Here is a 26,144-nt window from a genome sequence, read left to right as displayed (position 1 = left end):
GATGTCAGGCGATAAAAAACCCCGACTGGTTCGGGGTTTTTTTATAAGCGCCGATCAGTCCTGACGGCTTTGCAAGATGCTGCGCGCCAGCGACGCGTTCACGTAATCGGTAATCAGCGACAGCCCTTCATAAGGCGCGATCTTTCGGTTATCGATGCACAACTGCGCCATCTGCAACACCACCAGGCGCTTCTTCTTATTGAGTCGCACCCCCGGCACGCCGAACGCCGTTTTGCGCAGTTCGGGCAGCGGTGCTTCGTCCGTCAGTTCAAGCGTGAGCCAGATGCCTTGGATCGGTTGCAGCGACACATTGGCGATATGCTCGATCGGCAGCGGTTGCGCCAGGTTGGCAAACACAAAATGCTCCGGCGTGAGCCGCAGCGCGATCTGCGGCGCGCGTTTGTAACGGCGCACGCCCAGCCACACAAAGATCAGCGCGATGCTGGCGATGGCCCCGCCGGCACCGAAGGTCGACAGCGGCGTGCCTTTCACGCGCGATGGATCGAGCCAAGGCAGACTCATGATCAGCAGCCCGAGCACCACAAACGGCACCGCCAGTACCGTCGTGATCAGGGCGCGCCGCCGGCCACCCTCGTGTAAGGCGTGTTCGCCCTGAGCGGAAGCGGCCAGCGTTTCCAGCAGTTCGGTTTGTGCCTCGTCTTCGGCGACCACGGCCTGGATCAAGTCGTCGGACAGCTGTTCGCTAAGCGCTGACACCGAACTGAAAAAAACCGCCAACTGCGCCTGCGCCGCCTCGACATCCACCGCGCGGGTAGCGTTGCGCGTGGTCTCATCCAGCGACACGTTCAGGGCTTGCAGGCGTTCGCCGTTGGAAGGGTGGGAGTCGGTTGGGTGTGGTTGGTGAATGTCCAGTGCGTCAGGCGGTAGTTGCAAGGCTTGTTCGCGTAATGCAATCAGCACGCCCTGGGTCAGGTCTGCGGTCGACGCCGTCTCGCACAGCGTGATCAACGCGTCCTCGAGGTGCGGTTGCAACACCGAAACGCGTAGCAAGGCCGAGGCTGTTGCCCCATTACCCGCCAACCGCGCGCCGGCGGCATCGGCCAGCAGTTCGCGTTCGCGACTCCAGTGGTTCACCGCGTGGTCGAAGCGCTGTATGAAAAACGCTCCGAACAGAAATGATGGACGCATCAGCCAACCTTGGATCAAATCACTGGCCAGCAATGTTTCTTGCAGCGCCTCCAGGCTGCGATTGACCCCATCGTAGATCGGCAGAAAACGCAGGCTGTACTCTGTGTCCTGCCCGACAAAGTGCGCCAGCTCATGGCCAATCACGGCATTGATTTCCGCCGGATTCAGCAGCCCCAGATACGGCAACGGCACGTGCAACGTCCGCCCATGCAGCGAGGTGTGCGCCGGCAGCAATGTGGCGTCGCTGGACGTGACGTAAAAGCCTTGGGCCAAGCTCACCACGATATGGTCGGGCGGCAAAGCACCGAGCCGCCCCGCCAATTCACTCACCAGGCGCCATAAACCTGGAGCCTGTACGGGCGCAACTTCCCGCGCGAAAATCTCCATGGGCGCCGGCGTGAACATCACCAGCATGTGGCGCAATTGCCGCAGCAGCAGCCAGATGGAATACAGGCAGAACGCCGCAACCACCCCCAGCACCGCCATCAGCTTGACTTCACCACTGCCCAACCGGCCTACATGCCACATCCCCAAGCCTTCGAAGCACAAGGCTAGCGCCACTGCCGCCGCCATCGCCACCACATGGCTCACCAGCCCATAAGGCAACAACCGACTGCCTTGGGTGAACACGCGCAGTAATGTTTCTCGCGATTGCAACGCCCGCCGTCCCGCCCAGTGCGTCCCGGCCAACGCCGCCAGGCCGATCACCGCCGCCAGCAAACCGAACCCCACCACCCACGGCGCCAACCCGCGCATCGCCCGATTCACCTGATGAGCCGTGGGTAACTCCGCTTCGATCTTTTCCAGGCGCGAGAGCGCCAACTGCACGCTGATCTTCTCATTCGGCAGATCGACACTGGCCATAGGGTTCCTCGCCGCCAGCGCCCGCAGTTGCTGTTTCGCAATGCTCACATTGCTGTGGTAATCGATCATCGCATTGCTCATCTCCTCCGCGCGCTGACGCTCCCAGTTACCCAGGGCGGCCAACAGCAGCGGGAAAATCACCAAAAGAGCGACGAGTTTTAGAGCGTTCATGGGAATCCGTTCGGGACGCTTGGGGATGTTGGTTATACCGAAAAGGGTTGGGGCTGGGCAAAGTGCTTTGCATACGTTTGGCGGTCAGAGCATCTGATTGCTGCCGATGCGAGAACATGGGAAGTCATATCCCGAGCCTACGAACAATTGAAATGATGGTCCCCTTATCTTCTGTTCAACACATTCATCGGTGTGTTCGCCATACACTTAGTGCGCCAGTTAAAGCGGGCGGAGGATGAAGTACCGACTGATGCGCCGCGTTCCTATTGAGTCGGAGGCGGACGAGGAACGCCAGCAGGCTCAGATCAGCGTGAGCAAAGGCGTGGGAAATTTTCGGTCGCTGTTCGTGAACATGTCGGGGGGCTAGAATCGCTATCCTATCTTTAACTATTTGTTTTTGAGTATTTGGAATTTAGATGTGTCGCATTTTTCGCACTTTTAGTCATGTTAGCAAAAGTTCTAGTCAGCTGTATGATGATGAGGGGGTTTGAAAAAAGTCGCTTATTCATATGAGATATCAACTCTTGGTATAAATGCATGGGAAGGGTGTTGGGCATGGAAAAAAGCTACTATTTGAAAAATCTAATTATTGGGCTGGTAATTTTTACGATTTGCGCATTCGTATTTAAATCAGATGCTGATGCAGCAGTATTTTTTTTGATTTATGGCATTAATGCGTTCTTGTTTCCGTTTGCCAAGCGTCTAGTCGAAGACTTGGTATTTCGTTATACATCTAAAGATTTTTGGAGGTCGGGCCCGTTAAGGACCGGTGCTGCAAATGGTGGGTATGCGCTTTTATATGGCTTTTATTTTGCGCTGGCTTTTCCACTTGGTTTATTGTTTTTTATAAGATTTTGTATTAAGAAAAAGTCTGCCATGTAGGCGGACTTTTTTATGGGGTTGCTATGGGAGTTTTGTTTTTCTAACTAATGCATCATAAATCAGAGCGCCCGTGGTAGCGATCAAGCGCCAGAGTGCCCAGAGGATTTGCTGCGATAAACCCAAGCACCTCACTAACTTGGGCTGTTGCTGCGACGTCAAGTAAAAACGGTGTCGGTAAAAACGGGGTCAGCCCCCTTTCTTCTCACTGTCGGGTCGCATGCCGGAGAATACGGTCGGGGTTTGGGGATGTTGAGAAGATTGATTGGGTTTATATGGTTGATGAGCTATGGCCGATTACGCGGTTGTTTTTCAGGTGAATGAAACTTTGCTTCTTGATAGAGGCTTCGGCTGAAAAATGGACATCGCCTAGAGGCTTACGATTGCGTGAATTTTTTTTGATAGAAGCTTTAGCACAGTAAAAGCGGGGTCAGACCCCTTTCTTCTCCGCGGTTAGGTGCGCTTTCTGCCACTGTCTCGGTGGCAGCGTATAAAAAACCGATTCAAAAAATGAGTGTGGACGTTTTGTGGACGTTTTGACGAAAACGAGACATAGGATTTCCGCCGTTTCCCAAACCCCAGAAACCACAAAGCCCCGCATTGCGGGGCTTTGAGATATGGTGCCGGCACCAGGAGTCGAACCCGGGACCTACTGATTACAAGTCAGTTGCTCTACCAACTGAGCTATACCGGCGTGTTAGGGCGACGATTATAGCGATTGGCAAGGTTCTGTAAACCCCTGAAATCTGACTATTTTTGCGAAAACTCAAGTTTTCTCACATTGCCCTGCTTTTCTCCGCCCCTTCAGCAAAAAATCAACGCTCGTGCAGTGCCTCTGCCCGGGATTTGATGATGGGTTTGAGCAGGTAGCTCAAGATGCTTTTCTTGCCGGTGATGATGTCTACCGACGCCACCATGCCGGGGATGATCAGCAGGGGTTTTTCGTCGGTGCCCAGGTGGCTGCGTTCGGTGCGCAGTTTGATGACGTAGAAGGTGTTCTTCTTTTCTTCGTCCATCACGGTGTCGGCGCCGATTTGTTCGAGCTTGCCTTTGAGGCCGCCGTAGATGGTGTAGTCGTAGGCGGTGAATTTGATCATGGCTTCCTGGCCGGGGTGCAGGAAGGCAATGTCTTGCGGGCGGATCTTGGCTTCCACCAGCAGCGTGTCGTCCAGCGGTACCACTTCGGCGATGTCACTGCCGGGTTGGATCACGCCGCCGACGGTGTTGACCAGCATCTGCTTGACGATGCCGCGCACCGGGGAGGTGACCATGGTGCGGCTGACGCGGTCTTCCAGGCCTTTAGATGTGGCTTGGGCCTTGCTCAGGTTGGTGCGGGCTTCGTTCAACTGGGCCAGGGCTTCGCTGCGGAATTTACCCCGGGTTTCGTCGATTTTGCGCTGCACTTCGTTGATCGCGGCTTGGGCGCGCGGGATGGCCAGCGTGGTGCCGTCGAGCATGCCTCGGGTTTCGACTTCGGAGCGCTTGAGGCGCAGCACTTCTACCGGCGATATCGCGCCTTGCTTCACCAGTGGTTCGGACATGCCGATCTCCTGGCGCAGCAGGCCCAGGCTATTACGGTATTGATCCTGTTTGGAGCTGAATTCACGCAGTTCCTGCTGACGTTGCAGCAGCTGTTGTTGCAGCCCGCCAATCTCATCTGCCAGTTGTTGGCGGCGGCTCTGATACAGCGACTCTTCGTTCGAAGCTTGGTTTGGCGCAGTCTTGCGTGCGTTGTCGGAGATGTTCAGCGGGCGGTTGTCGACTTCCGCGCTCAGACGCTCCACGCGCAGTTCCATGGCCACGCGGTCGGCTTCGGTTTCGCCGACGTTGGAGGCAAATCGCGTGTCGTCCAGGCGCACCAGCGGTGCCCCGGCGTCGACGATCTGGCCCTCATGCGCATAAATCTGCGCGACGATGCCGCCCTCCAGGTTCTGGATCTTCTGGATGCGCGAGGAGGGGATCGCTTTGCCTTCGCCCTTGGTCACTTCGTCGATGATCGCGAAGTGCGCCCACAGCAGCAGGAACACGAAGAAGCCGATCACGCCCCAGATGGTCAGACGTACGATGCGTGGCGCGTCGTCGACCAGGGCTTTTTCCACTTCGGGCAGTGGCTGGTTGTCGAGTGAGTCGGTGCCTTTGAAATAACCGAAGACCATCTTCTTTAAGCGGCGTAGACCGGAGTTAAGCGACACTGATCTGCCCCTTTTTCAGCGCTTCCATCACGGCCGCTTTAGGGCCGTCTGCGAGTATCTGGCCACGGTCGATCACCAGCAGGCGGTCGACCAGGCTCAGCAGCGAAGCACGGTGGGTGACGAGAATCACCGTCTTGTTTTCGATCACCGACTGCAAGCGCTGCTTAAGGCGCTCTTCGCCGGTGTTGTCCATGGCGCTGGTGGGTTCGTCCAGCAGCAGAATAGGTGGGTTCAGCAGTAGGGCGCGGGCCAGGGCCACGTTCTGGCGCTGACCGCCGGAGAGGTTTTGCCCGCGCTCGCCCACTTGCAGTTCGTACCCCTGCGGGTGGAGCCTGGCGAATTCATGCACGCCGGCCAGCTCTGCCGCTTGCAGCACCATCTCGTCGTCCACGTAGCGCGCACCGGACACCAGGTTGTCGCGCAAGGTGCCGGCCAGCAACTGGATGTCTTGGGCCACGTAACCGATGTTGTGGCGCAGCTCGCTGACGTCGATCTGGCGAATGTCCACGCCATCCACCAGCAGCGAACCCGAGTCTGGCTGATAGAGGCCCACCAGTAGTTTGGCCAGCGAGCTTTTGCCCGAGCCGCTACGGCCGATAATGCCGATTTTTTCGCCGGGGCGAACGTTCAGGTTGATGCCGCGTAGCGCCAGGTTCTGTTGGTTCGGGTAGGTGAAGTCGACCTCGCGGAAGGTCATCGCACCTTGCAGCGATTTGCGGCTGAGGGGGCGCTCTTCGAAGTTGCGTTCTTGCGGCAGCTCCATCATTTGGTCGACGGAGACCATCGTCACCTTGGCTTGCTGGTAGCGCGTCAGCAGGCCCGACAGTTGCGCCAGCGGGCCCAGTGCGCGGCCGCTGAGCATGTAGCACGCCACCAGGCCGCCCATGCTCAGGGTGCCATCAATGATCTGATACACGCCGAAGATGATCATCGCCACGCCCGCCACTTGCTGGATCAGCAGCGTGATGTTCATCGCCAGGCCGGACAGAACTTTCACCCGCAGTTCCAGGCGGCTGAGGGTGCCGATGGTTTGTTCCCACTGGTATTGACGCTCGCTCTCGGCGTTATTGACCTTCACCGCATCCAGCCCGGCGAGGGTTTCGATCAGGCTGGACTGGCGCTCGGCGCCCAGCGCCATGGTGCGCTCAAGTGTCGCAGTCAGCGGCTTTTGCAGGAAGTGACCAATCCCCAAGGCCAGCGGGAACGCGACGATTGGAATCCACACCAAGTGGCCGCCCAGCAGCGCGATCACGCCGAGGATTATCAATGTAAAAGGCAGATCGATCAGGCTGGCCAGTGTCAGCGAGGTTAAAAAGTCGCGCATCCCCTGAAATTCGTGGATGTTTTGCGCATAACTGCCGACGCGTGCCGGGCGCATTTTCATCGACATGCCCACGATGCGCTCGAACAGCGTTGCGGAAATGATCAGGTCGGTTTTCTTGCCCGCAAGGTCCAGGCACAGGCTGCGCATGCTCTTGAGCAGCAGGTCGAACAGGTAGGCACCGCAAATGCCGACCGCCAGCACCCACAGGGTGGCAGTGGCCTGGTTGGGGACCACGCGGTCGTACACGTTCATCACAAACAGCGGCGCGGCCAGGGCGATCAGGTTGATCACCAGGCTGGCAGCGATAGCATCGGCGTAGAGCCAACGTGAGCGTTTGAGGGTGTCTTTGAACCAGGAGCGCGCGCGCGGGATAAGCGTGCCGCTGGTGACGTCAAATTTATGCTGCGGTTGGGCGAAGAACACCCGGCCGCTGTAATCTTGACTCAGCACTTCCCGCGTGACGTGAACCTCGCCGCCTTCACTTTCGCTGAGCAGCAAGCGGGCGGTATCACCGTCCCACCCCACGAGCACCGCACTGCGCCCTTCCTTCAACAGCAATAAGGCCGGCAATGCGATGGTCGGAATCTGCTCCAACTTGCGCTGCAGGAGCCGACCCTGCAAACCCGCCCGCGCGGCTGCGCGGGCGAGCAGGTCGGGGCTCAAGCGCTGGCCTGCCAAGGGCAGGCCAGTGGTCAGCATTGCCCGACTAGCGGGCTTGTAATGCAGGGAGCAGAGGGTCAGCAACCCGTCCAGCAAGGGGTCATCATGCTGACTGCGCGGGTCATGGTTGAGCGGCGCCACACTTATTTCAGAATCCAAGCTGACTCTCTCTTAATGCAGTTGAGCGGTCCAACTCCGTCAAGAATCAGTTCATCCCTGGCAGGTTCACCTTCGTTTTGACTTCGTTCTGCACAACTGATGCCAGCGGCGCAACCACGCCTTGGCTTTTGAGCAGTTGGCCCATATCGGCCTTGATACGGTATTGCGTATACAGCTGCAGGTTTTTGATCTGTGCCAGGCGTTGCGATGCCGTGAACAGTTCGTTCTCGCTGTCGAGCAGGTCGAGCAGTGTACGCTCACCCAGGCTGAACTGCTGCTGGTATGACGTGCGCACGCGGGTGCTGCGGTCTACGTATTCCTGAGCGATCGGCAATTGCGCCGTGGCGTTGTTGTAGGCGTTCCACGCCAGGCTCAGTTCCTGGTTCAGCTCACGCAGGGCGTTATTGCGGATATCCAGCGCTTGGGATGCCTGGGACGCCTTGGACTGCAGGTCTGCTTTGTTGCTGCCGCCGGAGTATAGGTTGAACTGCATGCGCAGCATGGCGGAGTAGCCATTGTCGTGACCTTCTTCGCCGCCGATATTGCTGTTGGCCGAGCGCTGCAGCTCAGCATCGAAGCGCGGATAGAACGTCGACTTGGCGGATTCGTATTGCTTTTCAGCCGCAGCGATGTCCGATTCGGCCGAGCGCAGTACCGGGCTGCTCTCAACCATCTGCCGGCGTGCTTCTTCCAGGCTGGCAGGCATCAAGGCGACAAAGCCTTGGGGCTTCTCCAGCTCGTCGGGTTCTTGACCGACGGCGCTCATGTAGTTGGCTTTGGCGTCATCGAGGTTGGTCTGTTCGGTCAGCAAGTTGTTGCGCGCTTGGGCCAGACGGGCTTCGGCCTGGTCCATGTCCGCCATTCTTCCGACGCCACGGCTGGTGCGCAATTTGATTTGGTCAAAAATGCGTTCGTGGCTTTTCAGGTTGTCTTCTGCCAACTGCACCATCTCGCGACGGGTGAGGACATCCAGATAAACCTGAGCCACCGTCAGCGCAGTGCGCTCGGTGGTATTGAGCAGGGCATAGCCGCGAGAGTTGGCGGTGGCCTGCTGGCGGCCGACTTCATTCTCGGTGCCGAAACCTTGGAACAAGTTTTGCTGGAGACGAATGCTCGACTCGCCGCGGTTAAGGGTTTTCCAATCATGGCTATTGCTGGCGGCGCGGGTCGAGGTGTTGTCGGAGCTTTCGCGACCATAACCGCCCAGCAAGTCGATTTTAGGCAGGTAGCCGCCCTGGGCCGCTCTGACCTGATAGTCGGCGGCGATGCGTGCGTTGACCGCAGCCTGGATTTCTGGGTGAACGTCGACAGCCTTTTGCATGGCTTCTTGAAGGGTTTGAGCCTGTACGAAGCTAGTCGCAAAAACAAATGGCACAGCGGTGAATAAGTGCAAACGCATTCTGATTCTTCCCCGGGGATTGGTTGCCTGAAAGCCGCAACAAACTTGAAATATTGCACTGGAGTGGCAACTCGAAATACCCGTTTTTACTGGGCGCCGCAGGGCGCAAACAGAAAGTCGTGAAGCCGCTTAAATATCAATGTGACATTACTGGGCGGATTGTTTAGGATGACGTCCAATAGGTCAATACCTTGACGGAAAAGTAATTTTTCTGGCGCGGCAACAAAATATTGACGCCATTATTTTTTTAAGCAATTGAGTACTCCAGCTTATTGAATCGGCACCACTGACAGGGCCGGTCTCCTGGGTGGATACCCCTGAACGGCAATACACGGAGAGTCTTTTATGAGCAGCGTTGCGGTCGTCAAAAGCATTGTCGGTCAAGTGTTCGCGGTATCCCCAGAAGGGATTCGTCGTCTGCTGGTAGAAGGCGACCGCTTGTTCGCAGGGGAGCAGATTGATACGGGCCCGGCCGGTGCCGTTTCGCTGGAACTGGCCGACGGCCGCGTGATCGATCTGGGCCGCGACACTCAGTGGAGCGCCAACGCACCTGACTCGACCACCGACCTCAGCGCCGCCACTGCTCAAGCAGCACCGTCCGTGGCCGAATTGCAGCAGGCCATCGCTGCCGGCGCCGACCCGACCCAAGACCTCGAAGCCACCGCCGCGGGCCCGACCGCAGCCGGTGCTGACGGCGCTGTCGGCGGCGGTCATAGCTTTGTTGTGCTTGAAGCGACGGCCGGCGTGGTCGACCCTACCATCGGTTATCCGACCAACGGTCTGAATGCGGCGGATGCGGTGGCAAACGCCCTGACCGGCGCGGACAACAACGGCGTCGACCCGCGCAACGTCACCATCACCCTGACCGCCACGCCTACCATCACCGAAGCCGGTGGTGTTGTGGTTTACACCGTATTCATCACGCAGGCCCCGACCAGCGACCTGACCGTCACCTTGTCCAACGGCCTCTCTGTTGTGGTCCCAGCCGGCCAGACCTCGGGCGCGCTGAACGTCACGTTCGCCGGTAATGACACCCCTTACCTGGACGCCTCGTCGATCTCCGCCACCATCGCCGGCACGTCCGGCGGCGGCAACCTGATCATCACCACCGATCCGACGCCGGCGGTCACTCAGATCAACGACACCATCGACACCACCACCGTTACGCTCACCGCGACGGCATCGGTGGATGAGGGTGGCAAGATCGTCTACACCGCCACCGTGACCAACGCGGCGCAGACCGACGTTGTGATCAAACTGTCCAACGACCAGACCATCACCATCGAAGCCGGTAAAACCACCGGTACGGTCAGTGTCGACACTCCGGCTAACCTGGCGGATGGTAAAGACCTGACGGTCAGCGCCACCATTACCAGTGCCACCGGCGGCAACTACGAAAACCTGGCGATCAATCCCGCACCGGCCACCTCCACCGTTGTTGCCGTGGATGATCCCAGCGTTCTGGTCGCCGATACCAACACGATCGTCGAAGATAACGTCGCCACCGGCAATGTGCTGAGCAACGACAGCGACATCGACAACGTGCTGACCGTCGCCACCTTCAACGTGGGCGGCACCACCTTCGCGGCGGGCCAGACGGCTGTTATCGCAGGCGTGGGCAGTATCACGATTAGCGTCGACGGCGCGTATACGTTCACCCCGGTCAAGGATTACAGCGGCGAAGTGCCGCAGATCGGCTACACCACTAATACCGGTTCGAGCAGCACGCTGACGGTAACGATTACGCCGGTCAACGACGCGCCGGTGGCAGCGGTTGTTGAAGCTGGCGGGGCTGAAGATCCGGCCCAGGGCATTGCGGTCAAACTGAGTGCGACCGATGTGGATGGCGTGGAGAGCGTGAAATCGTTCACCGTCGGCACGCCTACCAACGGCACCTTCTACACAGACGCGGCCATGACCAAACCGGTGACTGGCTCCATTGATGCGGTCAACGGCGAAGCGACGGTTTACTTCAAACCGAACGAAAACTTCCACGGCACCGCGGACTTCACCTACACCGCGACCGACAGCGGCAACGCTGACGGCAGCAACCCGCTGACTTCTGCGCCAGCCAACGGCACCATCATCGTGACTGCGGTCAACGACGCGCCAGAAGCTATCGCCACTAGTGCGACCGGTTCCGAAGATCCGGCCCAGGGCATTGAAGTCAAACTGTCGGCTACTGATATCGATGGCGTGGAGAACGTGAAATCGTTCACCGTCGGCACGCCAACCAATGGCACGTTCTACACCGATGCGGCGATGACCAAACCGGTGACCGGTTCCATTGATGCGGTCAACGGCGAAGCGACGGTTTACTTCAAACCGAACGAAAACTTCCACGGCACCGCGGACTTCACCTACACCGCGACCGACAGCGGCAACGCTGACGGCAGCAACCCGCTGACTTCTGCGCCAGCCAACGGCACCATCACCGTGACTGCGGTCAACGACGCGCCGGTGGCTGCGGACACTAAGGCGAGCGGTGCTGAAGACCCAAGCGAGGGTATCGCGGTCAAGCTGAGCGCGACCGACGTGGATGGCCTGGCGGACGTGAAATCCTTCACCGTCGGCACGCCTACCAACGGCACCTTCTACACCGACGCGGCCATGACCAAACCGGTGACCGGTTCCATTGATGCGGTCGACGGCGAAGCGACGGTTTACTTCAAGCCGAACGAAAACTTCCACGGCACCGCGGACTTCACCTACACCGCGACCGACAGCGGCAACGCTGACGGCAGCAACCCGCTGACTTCTGCGCCAGCCAACGGCACCATCACCGTGACTGCGGTCAACGATGCGCCGGTGGCTGAAGCCACTAGTGCGACCGGTTCCGAAGATCCGGCCCAGGGCATTGAAGTCAAACTGTCGGCTACTGATATCGATGGCGTGGAGAACGTGAAATCGTTCACCGTCGGTACGCCTACCAATGGCACCTTCTACACCGACGCGGCCATGACCAAACCGGTGACTGGCTCCATTGATGCGGTCAGCGGCGAAGCGACGGTTTACTTCAAACCGAACGAAAACTTCCACGGCACCGCGGACTTCACCTACACCGCCACCGACAGCGGCAACGCTGACGGCAGCAACCCGCTGACTTCTGCGCCAGCCAACGGCACCATCACCGTGACTGCGGTCAACGATGCGCCAGAAGCTGTCGCCACCACTGCGACCGGTTCGGAAGATCCGGCCCAGGGTATTGAAGTCAAACTGTCGGCTACTGATATCGATGGCGTGGAGAACGTGAAATCGTTCACCGTCGGCACGCCAACCAATGGCACGTTCTACACCGATGCGGCGATGACCAAACCGGTGACCGGTTCCATTGATGCGGTCAACGGCGAAGCGACCGTTTACTTCAAGCCAAATGCGAACTTCAACGGCACTGCGGACTTCACCTACACCGCGACCGACAGCGGCAACGCTGACGGCAGCAACCCGCTGACTTCTGCGCCAGCCAACGGCACCATCACCGTGACTGCGGTCAACGACGCGCCGGTGGCTGATGCCACTACTGCGACCGGTTCCGAAGATCCGGCCCAGGGCATTGAAGTCAAACTGTCGGCTACTGATATCGATGGCGTGGAGAACGTGAAATCGTTCACCGTCGGCACGCCAACCAATGGCACGTTCTACACCGATGCGGCGATGACCAAACCGGTGACCGGTTCCATTGATGCGGTCAACGGCGAAGCGACGGTTTACTTCAAACCAAACGAAAACTTCCACGGCACCGCGGACTTCACCTACACCGCGACCGACAGCGGCAACGCTGACGGCAGCAACCCGCTGACTTCTGCGCCAGCCAACGGCACCATCACCGTGACTGCGGTCAACGACGCGCCAGAAGCTATCGCCACCACTGCGACCGGTTCGGAAGATCCGGCCCAGGGTATTGAAGTCAAACTGTCGGCTACTGATATCGATGGCGTGGAGAACGTGAAATCGTTCACCGTCGGCACGCCTACCAACGGCACCTTCTACACCGACGCGGCGATGACCAAACCGGTGACCGGTTCCATTGATGCGGTCAACGGCGAAGCGACCGTTTACTTCAAGCCAAATGCGAACTTCAACGGCACTGCGGACTTCACCTACACCGCGACCGACAGCGGCAACGCTGACGGCAGCAATCCGCTGACTTCTGCGCCTGCCAACGGCACCATCACCGTGACTGCGGTCAACGACGCGCCAGAAGCTGTCGCCACCACTGCGACCGGTTCGGAAGATCCGGCTCAGGGCATTGAAGTCAAACTGTCGGCTACTGATATCGATGGCGTGGAGAACGTGAAATCGTTCACCGTCGGCACGCCAACCAATGGCACGTTCTACACCGATGCGGCGATGACCAAACCGGTGACCGGTTCCATTGATGCGGTCAACGGCGAAGCGACCGTTTACTTCAAGCCAAATGCGAACTTCAACGGCACTGCGGACTTCACCTACACCGCGACCGACAGCGGCAACGCTGACGGCAGCAATCCGCTGACTTCTGCGCCTGCCAACGGCACCATCACCGTGACTGCGGTCAACGACGCACCGGTGGCTGCGGACACTAAGGCGAGCGGTGCTGAAGACCCAAGCGAGGGTATCGCGGTCAAGCTGAGCGCGACCGACGTGGATGGCCTGGCGGACGTGAAATCCTTCACCGTCGGCACGCCTACCAACGGCACCTTCTACACCGATGCGGCCATGACCAAACCGGTGACCGGTTCCATTGATGCGGTCAGCGGCGAAGCCACCGTTTACTTCAAACCGAACGAAAACTTCAACGGCACGGCGAACTTCACCTACACCGCCACCGACGGCGGTATTACTGACAACGGCAACCCGCTGACTTCTGCGCCAGCCAACGGCACCATCACCGTGACTGCGGTCAACGATGCGCCAGAAGCTGTCGCCACCACTGCGACCGGTTCGGAAGATCCGGCCCAGGGTATTGAAGTCAAACTGTCGGCTACTGATATCGATGGCGTGGAGAACGTGAAATCGTTCACCGTCGGCACGCCAACCAATGGCACGTTCTACACCGATGCGGCGATGACCAAACCGGTGACCGGTTCCATTGATGCGGTCAACGGCGAAGCGACCGTTTACTTCAAGCCAAATGCGAACTTCAACGGCACTGCGGACTTCACCTACACCGCGACCGACAGCGGCAACGCTGACGGCAGCAACCCGCTGACTTCTGCGCCAGCCAACGGCACCATCACCGTGACTGCGGTCAACGATGCGCCAGAAGCTGTCGCCACCACTGCGACCGGTTCGGAAGATCCGGCCCAGGGTATTGAAGTCAAACTGTCGGCTACTGATATCGATGGCGTGGAGAACGTGAAATCGTTCACCGTCGGCACGCCAACCAATGGCACGTTCTACACCGATGCGGCGATGACCAAACCGGTGACCGGTTCCATTGATGCGGTCAACGGCGAAGCGACCGTTTACTTCAAGCCAAATGCGAACTTCAACGGCACTGCGGACTTCACCTACACCGCGACCGACAGCGGCAACGCTGACGGCAGCAACCCGCTGACTTCTGCGCCAGCCAACGGCACCATCACCGTGACTGCGGTCAACGACGCGCCGGTGGCTGATGCCACTACTGCGACCGGTTCCGAAGATCCGGCCCAGGGCATTGAAGTCAAACTGTCGGCTACTGATATCGATGGCGTGGAGAACGTGAAATCGTTCACCGTCGGCACGCCAACCAATGGCACGTTCTACACCGATGCGGCGATGACCAAACCGGTGACCGGTTCCATTGATGCGGTCAACGGCGAAGCGACGGTTTACTTCAAACCAAACGAAAACTTCCACGGCACCGCGGACTTCACCTACACCGCGACCGACAGCGGCAACGCTGACGGCAGCAACCCGCTGACTTCTGCGCCAGCCAACGGCACCATCACCGTGACTGCGGTCAACGACGCGCCAGAAGCTATCGCCACCACTGCGACCGGTTCGGAAGATCCGGCCCAGGGTATTGAAGTCAAACTGTCGGCTACTGATATCGATGGCGTGGAGAACGTGAAATCGTTCACCGTCGGCACGCCTACCAACGGCACCTTCTACACCGACGCGGCGATGACCAAACCGGTGACCGGTTCCATTGATGCGGTCAACGGCGAAGCGACCGTTTACTTCAAGCCAAATGCGAACTTCAACGGCACTGCGGACTTCACCTACACCGCGACCGACAGCGGCAACGCTGACGGCAGCAATCCGCTGACTTCTGCGCCTGCCAACGGCACCATCACCGTGACTGCGGTCAACGACGCGCCAGAAGCTGTCGCCACCACTGCGACCGGTTCGGAAGATCCGGCTCAGGGCATTGAAGTCAAACTGTCGGCTACTGATATCGATGGCGTGGAGAACGTGAAATCGTTCACCGTCGGCACGCCAACCAATGGCACGTTCTACACCGATGCGGCGATGACCAAACCGGTGACCGGTTCCATTGATGCGGTCAACGGCGAAGCGACCGTTTACTTCAAGCCAAATGCGAACTTCAACGGCACTGCGGACTTCACCTACACCGCGACCGACAGCGGCAACGCTGACGGCAGCAATCCGCTGACTTCTGCGCCTGCCAACGGCACCATCACCGTGACTGCGGTCAACGACGCACCGGTGGCTGCGGACACTAAGGCGAGCGGTGCTGAAGACCCAAGCGAGGGTATCGCGGTCAAGCTGAGCGCGACCGACGTGGATGGCCTGGCGGACGTGAAATCCTTCACCGTCGGCACGCCTACCAACGGCACCTTCTACACCGATGCGGCCATGACCAAACCGGTGACCGGTTCCATTGATGCGGTCAGCGGCGAAGCCACCGTTTACTTCAAACCGAACGAAAACTTCAACGGCACGGCGAACTTCACCTACACCGCCACCGACGGCGGTATTACTGACAACGGCAACCCGCTGACTTCTGCGCCAGCCAACGGCACCATCACCGTGACTGCGGTCAACGATGCGCCAGAAGCTGTCGCCACCACTGCGACCGGTTCGGAAGATCCGGCCCAGGGTATTGAAGTCAAACTGTCGGCTACTGATATCGATGGCGTGGAGAACGTGAAATCGTTCACCGTCGGCACGCCAACCAATGGCACGTTCTACACCGATGCGGCGATGACCAAACCGGTGACCGGTTCCATTGATGCGGTCAACGGCGAAGCGACCGTTTACTTCAAGCCAAATGCGAACTTCAACGGCACTGCGGACTTCACCTACACCGCGACCGACAGCGGCAACGCTGACGGCAGCAACCCGCTGACTTCTGCGCCAGCCAACGGCACCATCACCGTGACTGCGGTCAACGACGCGCCGGTGGCTGATGCCACTACTGCGACCGGTTCCGAAGATCCGGCCCAGGGCATTGAAGTCAAACTGTCGGCTACTGATATCGATGGCGTGGAGAACGTGAAATCGTTCACCGTCGGCACGCCGACCAACGGCACCTTCTACACCGACGCGGCCATGACCAAACCGGTGACCGGTTCCATTGATGCGGTCGACGGCGAAGCGACGGTTTACTTCAAGCCGAACGAAAACTTCCACGGCACCGCGGACTTCACCTACACCGCCACCGACAGCGGCAACGCTGACGGCAGCAACCCGCTGACTTCTGCGCCAGCCAACGGCACCATCATTGTGACTGCGGTTAACGACGCGCCGGTGGCTGCGGACACTAAGGCGAGCGGTGCTGAAGACCCAAGCGAGGGTATCGCGGTCAAGCTGAGCGCGACCGACGTGGATGGCCTGGCGGACGTGAAATCCTTCACCGTCGGCACGCCTACCAACGGCACCTTCTACACCGATGCGGCCATGACCAAACCGGTGACCGGTTCCATTGATGCGGTCGACGGCGAAGCGACCGTTTACTTCAAACCGAACGAAAACTTCAACGGCACCGCAAACTTCACCTACACCGCCACCGACGGCGGTATTACTGACAACGGCAACCCGCTGACGTCGACCCCAGCCAACGGCACCATCACGGTGACTGCGGTTAATGACGCTCCTGTGCTGGGCAACGCTTCGACCAACGCATTCGGCGACACCTATATTGAAGGCAAGCCTGGCGGCTTCGTGGCGACGACCTTGACCATCAGCGACGTCGACAACAGTACACTGCAAAGCGCTAAAGTCACACTCGTCAACCATCTGGCAGACGATGTGCTGATCGCGGATGTCAGCAACACCAAAATTGCAGTCAGCTACGACAAAGCCACTGGCATCCTGACCCTGTCTGGTGAAGCCACGAAGGCGGAATACCAGGAAGTCCTGCGTTCGGTGCACTTCGCCAGCGAAAGCGAGAACCCGGACCCGGTCAATCGTACCCTGACCATCACCGTTAACGACGGTCAGTTGGATTCGGCACCCGTGACCTCCGTGGTACACGTGGTTCCGGTGAACGATCCGCCTGTGGTCAAGTTCGACAGCACCACGTTCACTGAGCAAAAAGACGCGGTCGCGCTGGTCGAGAACCTGACCATCAAAGACGTCGACAACACCACCTTCAGCAAAGTCGTGGTCACCGTCGACCATCTGGCTTCGGGTGATGTGCTTAGCAACACCGACGTGCTCAAGGCTCTGGCCGTTGCCGGCATCACCATCACCCAGAGCGGCAGCGCCGCTGACGGGAAAATCATCTACACCCTCACCAGCGACTCGGCGACCGGCAGCAGCGCCGCCGACTTCGTCAAGGTGGTTGAAGCCATCACCTTCCAGAGCCCGGGCGATAATCCTGTCGGCACTGATCGTACCGTCACCATCGACGTGACTGACGTCGGCGGCGGCAACCTGGATCGCGAACCGCCGCAAACCGGCAGCGCCACCGGCAAGGTCACTATCGACCTGTTCAACGACGCGCCGATTGCATCGGCCGACAACACCACCGCCGATGAAGACCATACGGCCAAGATCGTGCTGGATGGTAAGGACGTGGACGGTTCCATCTCCAGCTTTGTCATTACTACCTTGCCGGAGAACGGCAAGCTGTACAGCGACGCCACGCTGCAAACTGAACTCAAGATCGGCGACTCGGTGCCAGCGGGTGCCGACGGCAAGGCGGCGGTTTACTTCGCCCCGACCGGCGACTGGAGCGGCAAAACCGAGCTGACCTTTACTGCGGTCGACAACGGCGGTAAATCGAGCGCCGTAACCACAGCCGACATCACGATTGCGCCAGTTACCGACACCCCGCACTTGGGCCTGCTTGGCGGTGGCGTGGTGACCTCGATCAATTTCGACGGCGCCAATCTCAATGGTTCGTGGGGCGACGTCGCGGTAGGTAATGCTAACAACCCGGTCGTCAATGGCACCCCGAGCACTCCGTGGCTCACGGGGAATGCCGATGGCCAAGTCGAAATCGGCCAAAGCAGCATCTACGGCGTAGCGACCCCAGGCAACAGCCAGGTCATCGAGCTTGAGAAAAACGCCGGCGACGACTCCAGCCTGTACACCATCATCAAGGCGGAAGCCGGCACGGCGTACACCATCTCGGTCGACTACTCGCCACGTGCGGGTGCCGAGAACAATTCGGTGATCGACGTATTCTGGGGCGGCGTCAAAGTCGGCACCCTGGACACCACCACCGTTGGCATGAAGACTTATACCTTCGTCGTGCCGGTCACCGCTGACGGCGATGCCAAGCTCGAATTCAAAGCCCCTGCTGGCGAGACAAACAACTCGTTCGGCGGCGTGCTGGATAACATCAACGTCACCCAGGTGCTGAACACAGGCCTGGAAGACCATGCGATCAAGCTGTCGACCATCGACGCTTACGCCACCGACAAGGATGGCTCCGAGACGCTCAAGCTGGAAATCAGTGGCGTCCCGCTCAACGCGACCATCACCGATGGCACGCCGGGTCACACCTTCACAGCGACAGCTGGCAATCAAAGCGTCGATATCAGCGACTGGAATAAGGCCACCCTGGTCTTCACCCCGGCGGAAAACGCCAACGGCCTGGTGAACCTGATTGTCACTGCGACTGCGCAGGACGGCACCGCTGATCCGAAATCCGAGTCGATCACTCTGCCGATCAATGTGATTGCAGTGAATGATGCACCGGAAGCCATGGCCACTACCGCGACCGGTTCCGAAGATCAGGCCCAGGGCATTGAGGTCAAACTTTCGGCTACTGATATCGATGGCGTGGAGAACGTGAAATCGTTCACCGTCGGTACGTCGACCAACGGCACGTTCTACACCGACGCGACCATGACCAAGCCAGTGACGGGCGCTATTGATGCCACCAATGGCGAAGCCACGGTGTACTTCAAGCCAAATGCGAACTTCAACGGCACCGCGAACTTCACCTACACCGCGACCGACGGCGGTAACGCTGATGGCAGCAACCCGCTGACGTCGGCTCCCGCCAACGGCATCATCACTGTGACTGCGGTCAACGATGCGCCGGTGGCTGAATCCACTAAGGCGACCGGTGCTGAAGACCCAAGCGTAGGTATCGCGGTCAAACTGTCCGCCACCGACGTAGACAGCCCGACGGACGTGAAATCGTTCACCGTTGGCACGCCTACCAATGGCACCTTCTACACCGACGCGGCGATGACCAAACCGGTGACCGGCTCCATTGATGCGGTCAACGGCGAAGCCACCGTTTACTTCAAGCCGAACGAAAACTTCAACGGCACCGCGAACTTCACCTACACCGCGACCGACGGCGGCAACGCTGATGGCAGCAACCCGCTGACGTCGGCTCCCGCCAACGGCATCATCACTGTGACTGCGGTCAACGATGCGCCGGTGGCTGAATCCACTAAGGCGACCGGTGCTGAAGACCCAAGCGTAGGTATCGCGGTCAAACTGTCCGCCACCGATGTAGACAGCCCGACGGACGTGAAATCGTTCACCGTTGGCACGCCTACCAATGGCACCTTCTACACCGACGCGGCGATGACCAAACCGGTGACCGGTTCCATTGATGCAGTCGACGGCGAAGCGACCGTTTACTTCAAGCCGAACGAAAACTTCAACGGCACCGCGAACTTCACCTACACCGCGACCGACGGCGGCAACGCTGATGGCAGCAACCCGCTGACGTCGGCTCCCGCCAACGGCATCATCACTGTGACTGCGGTCAATGATGCGCCGGTGGCTGAATCCACTAAGGCGACCGGTGCTGAAGACCCAAGCGTAGGTATCGCGGTCAAACTGTCCGCGACCGACGTAGACAGCCCGACGGACGTGAAATCGTTCACCGTTGGCACGCCTACCAATGGCACCTTCTACACCGACGCGGCGATGACCAAACCGGTGACCGGTTCCATTGATGCGGTCAACGGCGAAGCGACCGTTTACTTCAAGCCGAACGAAAACTTCAACGGCACCGCGAACTTCACCTACACCGCGACCGACGGCGGCAACGCTGATGGCAGCAACCCGCTGACGTCGGCTCCCGCCAACGGCATCATCACTGTGACTGCGGTCAACGATGCGCCGACTGCGAGCAATGGCCGGATAGAAAGCAACGAAGACACCCCAGTCGAGCTGAAGTGGTCGACGTTCGGGGTCAATGATGTGGATTCCACGGACCTGAAAGTCGTCTTCACCAGCCTGCCCAACGGTGCCATCGAGTACAAAGTCGACGGTGTTTGGGTCCAGCTCAACGCAGCTGATCTGAAAACCGATACGTCGCCGGGCAAGGCCTTCAGCCAGGCCGACTTCGACAATCACAATGTGCGTTACAGCCCAGCGGCCAACGAGTCGGGCGATGACAGCTTCAAAAACGCCGGCATCGGTAACAAGCATGATGATTACACCGAGCTGAAGTTCCAGGCTACCGACGGCCAGCTCAACAGCGACACTCAAACCATCACCGTGGATATCCACCCAGTGACGGACGTTCCTGTCGTGACCGTCGGCTCGTTCGGTGACGTACCAACCGGCTTGACCATTCAAACCTGGACCGGCGGCAACCTGCCTGGTGCATTGGGTACGAACGGTAATGGTGTTGTTCAGTCCAGCGATTTGATCCGGGTCATCAACGCCCAAACCCCTGGCAGCGCAGCCTCCACCGGTGTGACCGCCAACGTGAGCAACGGTAATGTGGTGGAGCACACCGCGACCAAAGTCTCCGGCCTGGTTTACCTGGAAGCCGGCAAGAGCTACAGCTTCACCGGCAGCGCCGATGACAGCCTGGCGGTTACCGTCGGCGGCAAGTTGGTGTCGACCGAGACCTGGAGCCAGGGCAGCGGGATTAACGCAGCCCCCTTTACGCCGCCAGAGTCGGGTTATTACACCCTCGACATCTATCACTACAACCAGGCCGGCCCGGGCAACTACGACGTCAATGTCTCGATCAACAGCGGCCCGTCGATGGCGTTGGGTAGCAGCGGCGTGCAGACCTATACCAGCCTGGACGCGTTGAAAGCCGCCGGGGCGGTCTTTGACGATGCTCACGTGGTCAACGGAGAAGGCTATTACACCGGCTACGTTTACAACCACGGCCTGGAAGACAGTGCGATCAAGATCAGCCCGATCACGACCACGTTTGTCGACAATGACCAGTCGGAATTGCACAAGATAGAAATCAGCGGCCTGCCTGAAGGCGCTGTCATTACCGACGGCGCCTCGGGCCACAGCTATACCTCGACGGGTGCGACCACCCAGTACGATGTCAGCAATTGGAACCTGGCTACCTTGACCGTCACTCCGGCCAAGGATGCGACGGCCAATTTCGATCTGACTGTGAAGGCAACAGCCATGGAGTCGAGCACGCAGATTGAAATGGTCACGATTGGCAAGGTGAGCGTTGTGGTCACTGCGGTCAACGATGCGCCAGTGGCGATCGTCACCACTGCGACCGGTGCTGAAGACCCAAGTGTCGGGATCGCGGTCAAGCTGTCCGCCACCGATGTCGATGGTTTGGCCAACGTCAAGTCGTTCAACGTCGGCACGTCGACCAATGGCACCTTCTATACCGATGCGGCCATGACCAAAGCGGTGACCGGCGCTATTAACGCGGTCAACGGCGAAGCCACCGTGTACTTCAAGCCAAACGCGAACTTCAACGGCACCGCGAACTTCACCTACACCGCCACCGACAGCGGCAACGCTGACGGCAGCAACGTACTGACCTCGCCAGCGGCCAACGGCACCATCACCGTGACTCCGGTTAACGATGCGCCGGTGGCTGCGGCGACTACTGCGACCGGTGCTGAAGATCCAACGGTTGGTATCGCAGTCAAGCTGAACGCAACCGACGTAGATGGCCTGGCGAACGTGAAGTCCTTCACTGTCGGCACGCCAACCAACGGCACCTTCTACACCGACGCGGCCATGACCAAAGCGTTGACCGGCGCTATTAACGCGGTCAACGGCGAAGCCACCGTGTACTTCAAGCCAAACGCGAACTTCAACGGCACCGCGAACTTCACCTACACCGCCACCGACAGCGGCAACGCTGACGGCAGCAACGTACTGACCTCGCCAGCGGCCAACGGCACCATCACCGTGACTCCGGTTAACGATGCGCCGGTGGCTGCGGCGACTACTGCGACCGGTGCTGAAGATCCAACGGTTGGTATCGCAGTCAAGCTGAACGCAACCGACGTAGATGGCCTGGCGAACGTGAAGTCCTTCACTGTCGGCACGCCAACCAATGGCACCTTCTACACCGACGCGGCCATGACCAAAGCGTTGACCGGCGCTATTAACGCGGTCAACGGCGAAGCCACCGTGTACTTCAAGCCAAACGCGAACTTCAACGGCACCGCGAACTTCACCTACACCGCCACCGACAGCGGCAACGCTGACGGCAGCAACGTACTGACCTCGCCAGCGGCCAACGGCACCATCACCGTGACTCCGGTCAATGATGCGCCGGTGGCTGCGGCGACTACTGCGACCGGTGCTGAAGATCCAACGGTTGGTATCGCAGTCAAGCTGAACGCAACCGACGTGGATGGCCTGGCGAACGTGAAATCCTTCACTGTCGGCACGCCAACCAACGGCACCTTCTACACCGATGCGGCCATGACCAAACCAGTGACCGGCGCCATTAACGCGGTCAACGGCGAAGCCACGGTTTACTTCAAGCCGAACGCGAACTTCAATGGCACCGCGAACTTCAGCTACACCGCCACCGACAGCGGCAACGCTGACGGCAGCAACGTACTGACCTCGCCAGCGGCCAACGGCACCATCACCGTGACTCCGGTCAATGATGCGCCGGTGGCAGCGGCGACTACCGCGACCGGTGCTGAAGATCCAACGGTTGGTATCGCAGTCAAGCTGAACGCAACCGACGTGGATGGCCTGGCGAACGTGAAATCCTTCACTGTCGGCACGCCAACCAACGGCACCTTCTACACCGACGCGGCCATGACCAAAGCGTTGACCGGCGCTATTAACGCGGTCAACGGCGAAGCCACCGTGTACTTCAAGCCAAACGCGAACTTCAACGGCACCGCGAACTTCACCTACACCGCCACCGACAGCGGCAACGCTGACGGCAGCAACGTACTGACCTCGCCGGCGGCCAACGGCACCATCACCGTGACTCCGGTTAACGATGCGCCGGTGGCTGCGGCGACTATCGCGACCGGTGCTGAAGATCCAACGGTTGGTATCGCAGTCAAGCTGAACGCAACCGACGTAGATGGCCTGGCGAACGTGAAGTCCTTCACTGTCGGCACGCCAACCAACGGCACCTTCTACACCGACGCGGCCATGACCAAAGCGGTGACCGGCGCCATTAACGCGGTCAACGGCGAAGCCACGGTTTACTTCAAACCGAACGCGAACTTCAACGGCACGGCGAACTTCACCTACACCGCGACCGACAGCGGCAACGCTGACGGCAGCAACGTACTGACCTCGCCAGCGGCCAACGGCACCATCACCGTGACTCCGGTCAACGATGCGCCGGTGGCTGCGGCGACTACCGCGACCGGTGCTGAAGACCCAAGCGTAGGCATTGCAGTCAAGCTGAACGCAACCGACGTGGATGGCCTGGCGAACGTGAAATCCTTCACTGTCGGCACGCCAACCAATGGCACCTTCTACACCGACGCGGCCATGACCAAAGCGTTGACCGGCGCCATTAACGCGGTCAACGGCGAAGCCACGGTTTACTTCAAGCCAAACGCGAACTTCAACGGCACCGCGAACTTCACCTACACCGCCACCGACAGCGGCAACGCTGACGGCAGCAACGTACTGACCTCGCCAGCGGCCAACGGCACCATCACCGTGACCTCGGTCAACGACGCGCCTACCCTGGACCTCAGCACCGCAGACGGCGCGGTTGCCACCGGTTATAGCGCTGCGTACACCGAGCGAAACACTGCCGGTGTGGCAATTACCGGCAGCGTTGCCATCGGCGACGTCGACAGCAGCCAGATGCAAAGCGCGACCATTACCTTGAAAAACGCCAGCGCGGGCGATCAGTTGAGCTCAAGCCTGATAAATGTGGGCGGGACCTACAACGGCGTCACCCTGACCAGCGTCGGCACGGACGTCAGTGGCAAGATTGTATTGACCCTGTCGGGTGCGGCTGATGCGGCCACCTACAAAGCCCTGCTTGAGTCGTTCCAGTACACCAACACCGGCAAATACCCGTCACTTGGTGATCGCACCATCGATATCGCCGTAACTGATAATGAAGGTAGCAACAGCCTGAGTTCAAGCGTGGCCACCAGCACCATCACAGTGGCGCCGCAGACCTATCAGGTGACGGAAGGCACCGGTCTTGTCGATACCATCAACTTGAGCGGTTCGACCAATAACGTGGTGGTGGGCGACAAAGCCGGCGTGGTCACCCAGGGCAGCAATTACAACATTGCTTTCCTCGTCGATACTTCGGGCAGTATCGGTACCGATGCAATGAAGTCGATCAAGGCTCAACTGGCCAGCGTATTCGATACCTTGATTGCCAATGCCAGCACCAAGGACTCCGGCGTGGTGAAAGTCATGTTGGTGGACTTCGACACCCAGGTTCAGGCGCAGGTCTCGGTCAATCTGGCTGACAAGGACGGTGCCAAAGCGGCCTTGCAGGCGGTGTTGAACCAGATGAGCTCTAATTCGAGCGACATGACCAACTATCAGGATGCGTTCAACGCCGCCACAAACTGGTTCAAGAGCAGCGAAGCCACGAGTAACAAGGGTGCGACGAACCTGACGTACTTCATCACCGACGGCTCGCCGAATATGTACACCGACGTGCAAGGCAGTCCTTACCTGGGTGGGGTCAAGGTATGGGGCTCGGGCTCCAGCGTTTACTTCGACAGCATCGTCAACAGCTCGAATTACGTTTTGGGCCAGGGCAAGGCCGTTTACACCACCATCAACGGTTCCTCCCACATGGTTGTCGATGCGGATGGCAGGGTCTATTCCTACGATAGTTGGAACAATCGGACCTATGAAGGCACCGTGGTGGCCAACAGCAACGGCGGCTTTGATGTGGCTGCGGTCTATAACAACTCCAGCACCGCATTGACGAACGCGAAGACGGCCTACAACGATCTGGTTAACGCAGTGAGCGGCAAGGTCACCGTCGAGGCAATCGGCCTGGGTTCGAGCATTGACACTGCTGTGCTCAAGCAATTCGACACCGACAAGGTGGTCGCCACCATCGACACCGCGAAGCTGGCGGATGCGATCACTGGCCATACCGCCGACGCGGGCGCCGACAGCATCACCGGCGGCTCTGGCAATGACATCGTGTTCGGTGACCTGATCACCTACAAAGGTCAGGAAGGCAGTGCCGCACTCAAGGCGTTCGCCGCCGAGAAGTTGTCCACTACGGTCGACCACATTGATGACCGCACTTTGCACCAGTACATCACTGAACACGTGCAGGACATCGGTGCTCTGGCCAACGCGTCGAACATCTACGGCACCAATGATGGCGGCGACACCCTGATCGGCAACGCCGGTAACGACATCTTGTTCGGCCAGGGCGGCAACGACACCCTCTCCGGCGGTGCCGGTAATGACATCTTGGTGGGCGGCAAGGGTAACGACATCCTCACCGGCGGCGGGCAGGCGGATACCTTCGTGTGGCTCAAAGGCGATACCAACACCGGGACTGGCGTCGATACCATCACCGACTTCAAGCACAGCGAAGGCGATAAGTTGGATCTGTCCGATTTGCTGCAAGGCAGTAATGACGCCAACCTGTCGAGCTATCTGAAGTTGACCACCGACTCGTCAGGCTCGACGCTGAGTGTGAGCAGCACCGGCTCGTTCACGGCGGGTGGCACGGCCGATGTCACGATCAAGGTCGATGGCGTTAACTGGGGCAATGGCAGTGCCGCGATCAACAACCTGATCGCCGGTGGCGACTTGACCGTCAAGCACCACGACTGATCCC

The 26,144-nt window shown here is 59.2% G+C and carries 6 protein-coding genes, 1 tRNA gene and 1 pseudogene; 3 read left to right on the top strand and 5 right to left on the bottom strand.

What is annotated here, in order from left to right:
- Window positions 1-54: 54 nt before the first annotated feature.
- On the bottom strand, window positions 55-2,184 hold the full coding sequence (locus tag K1567_RS14585) for a M48 family metallopeptidase (RefSeq protein ID WP_220698594.1): 2,130 nt from the start codon (window positions 2,182-2,184) through the stop codon (window positions 55-57).
- A 271-nt stretch (window positions 2,185-2,455) separates the two neighbouring features.
- On the opposite strand from K1567_RS14585, the pseudogene K1567_RS27535 reads away from it, so the two are divergent.
- Window positions 2,456-2,548 (top strand): annotated as a pseudogene (locus tag K1567_RS27535) (phage portal protein); the annotation flags it as partial.
- Window positions 2,549-2,739: 191 nt separating this feature from the next.
- Window positions 2,740-3,066 (top strand): colicin E1 family microcin immunity protein, encoded by a 327-nt coding sequence (locus tag K1567_RS14580; RefSeq protein ID WP_034111360.1) that lies wholly within the window; start codon window positions 2,740-2,742, stop codon window positions 3,064-3,066.
- A 615-nt stretch (window positions 3,067-3,681) separates the two neighbouring features.
- On the opposite strand, the gene K1567_RS14575 is transcribed toward K1567_RS14580, so the two are convergent.
- The 4 genes from K1567_RS14575 to K1567_RS14560 all read right to left on the bottom strand — a co-directional run bounded on the left by K1567_RS14575 (window position 3,682) and on the right by K1567_RS14560 (window position 8,797).
- Window positions 3,682-3,757, bottom strand: a tRNA-Thr gene (locus K1567_RS14575).
- A 121-nt stretch (window positions 3,758-3,878) separates the two neighbouring features.
- Window positions 3,879-5,219, bottom strand: a complete 1,341-nt coding sequence (locus K1567_RS14570) for an HlyD family type I secretion periplasmic adaptor subunit (RefSeq protein ID WP_103387674.1) — start codon at window positions 5,217-5,219, stop codon at window positions 3,879-3,881.
- 25 nt (window positions 5,220-5,244) lie between these two features.
- On the bottom strand, window positions 5,245-7,398 hold the full coding sequence (locus tag K1567_RS14565) for a type I secretion system permease/ATPase (RefSeq protein WP_034095405.1): 2,154 nt from the start codon (window positions 7,396-7,398) through the stop codon (window positions 5,245-5,247).
- 46 nt (window positions 7,399-7,444) lie between these two features.
- Window positions 7,445-8,797, bottom strand: a complete 1,353-nt coding sequence (locus tag K1567_RS14560; protein ID WP_034095406.1) for a TolC family outer membrane protein — start codon at window positions 8,795-8,797, stop codon at window positions 7,445-7,447.
- Between the two features lie 345 nt (window positions 8,798-9,142).
- Between K1567_RS14560 and K1567_RS14555 the strand changes: the two genes are divergently transcribed.
- Complete coding sequence (locus tag K1567_RS14555; protein ID WP_220698593.1) at window positions 9,143-26,140, top strand: tandem-95 repeat protein; 16,998 nt, start codon at window positions 9,143-9,145, stop codon at window positions 26,138-26,140.
- The last annotated feature ends 4 nt before the right edge of the window (window positions 26,141-26,144 follow it).

This window comes from Pseudomonas sp. S5F11 (genome assembly GCF_019641515.1).
Lineage (GTDB): Bacteria > Pseudomonadota > Gammaproteobacteria > Pseudomonadales > Pseudomonadaceae > Aquipseudomonas > Aquipseudomonas rhodesiae.
Note: the sequence above shows the minus strand (reverse complement) of the source record. Positions and strands in the feature narration are given on the sequence as shown.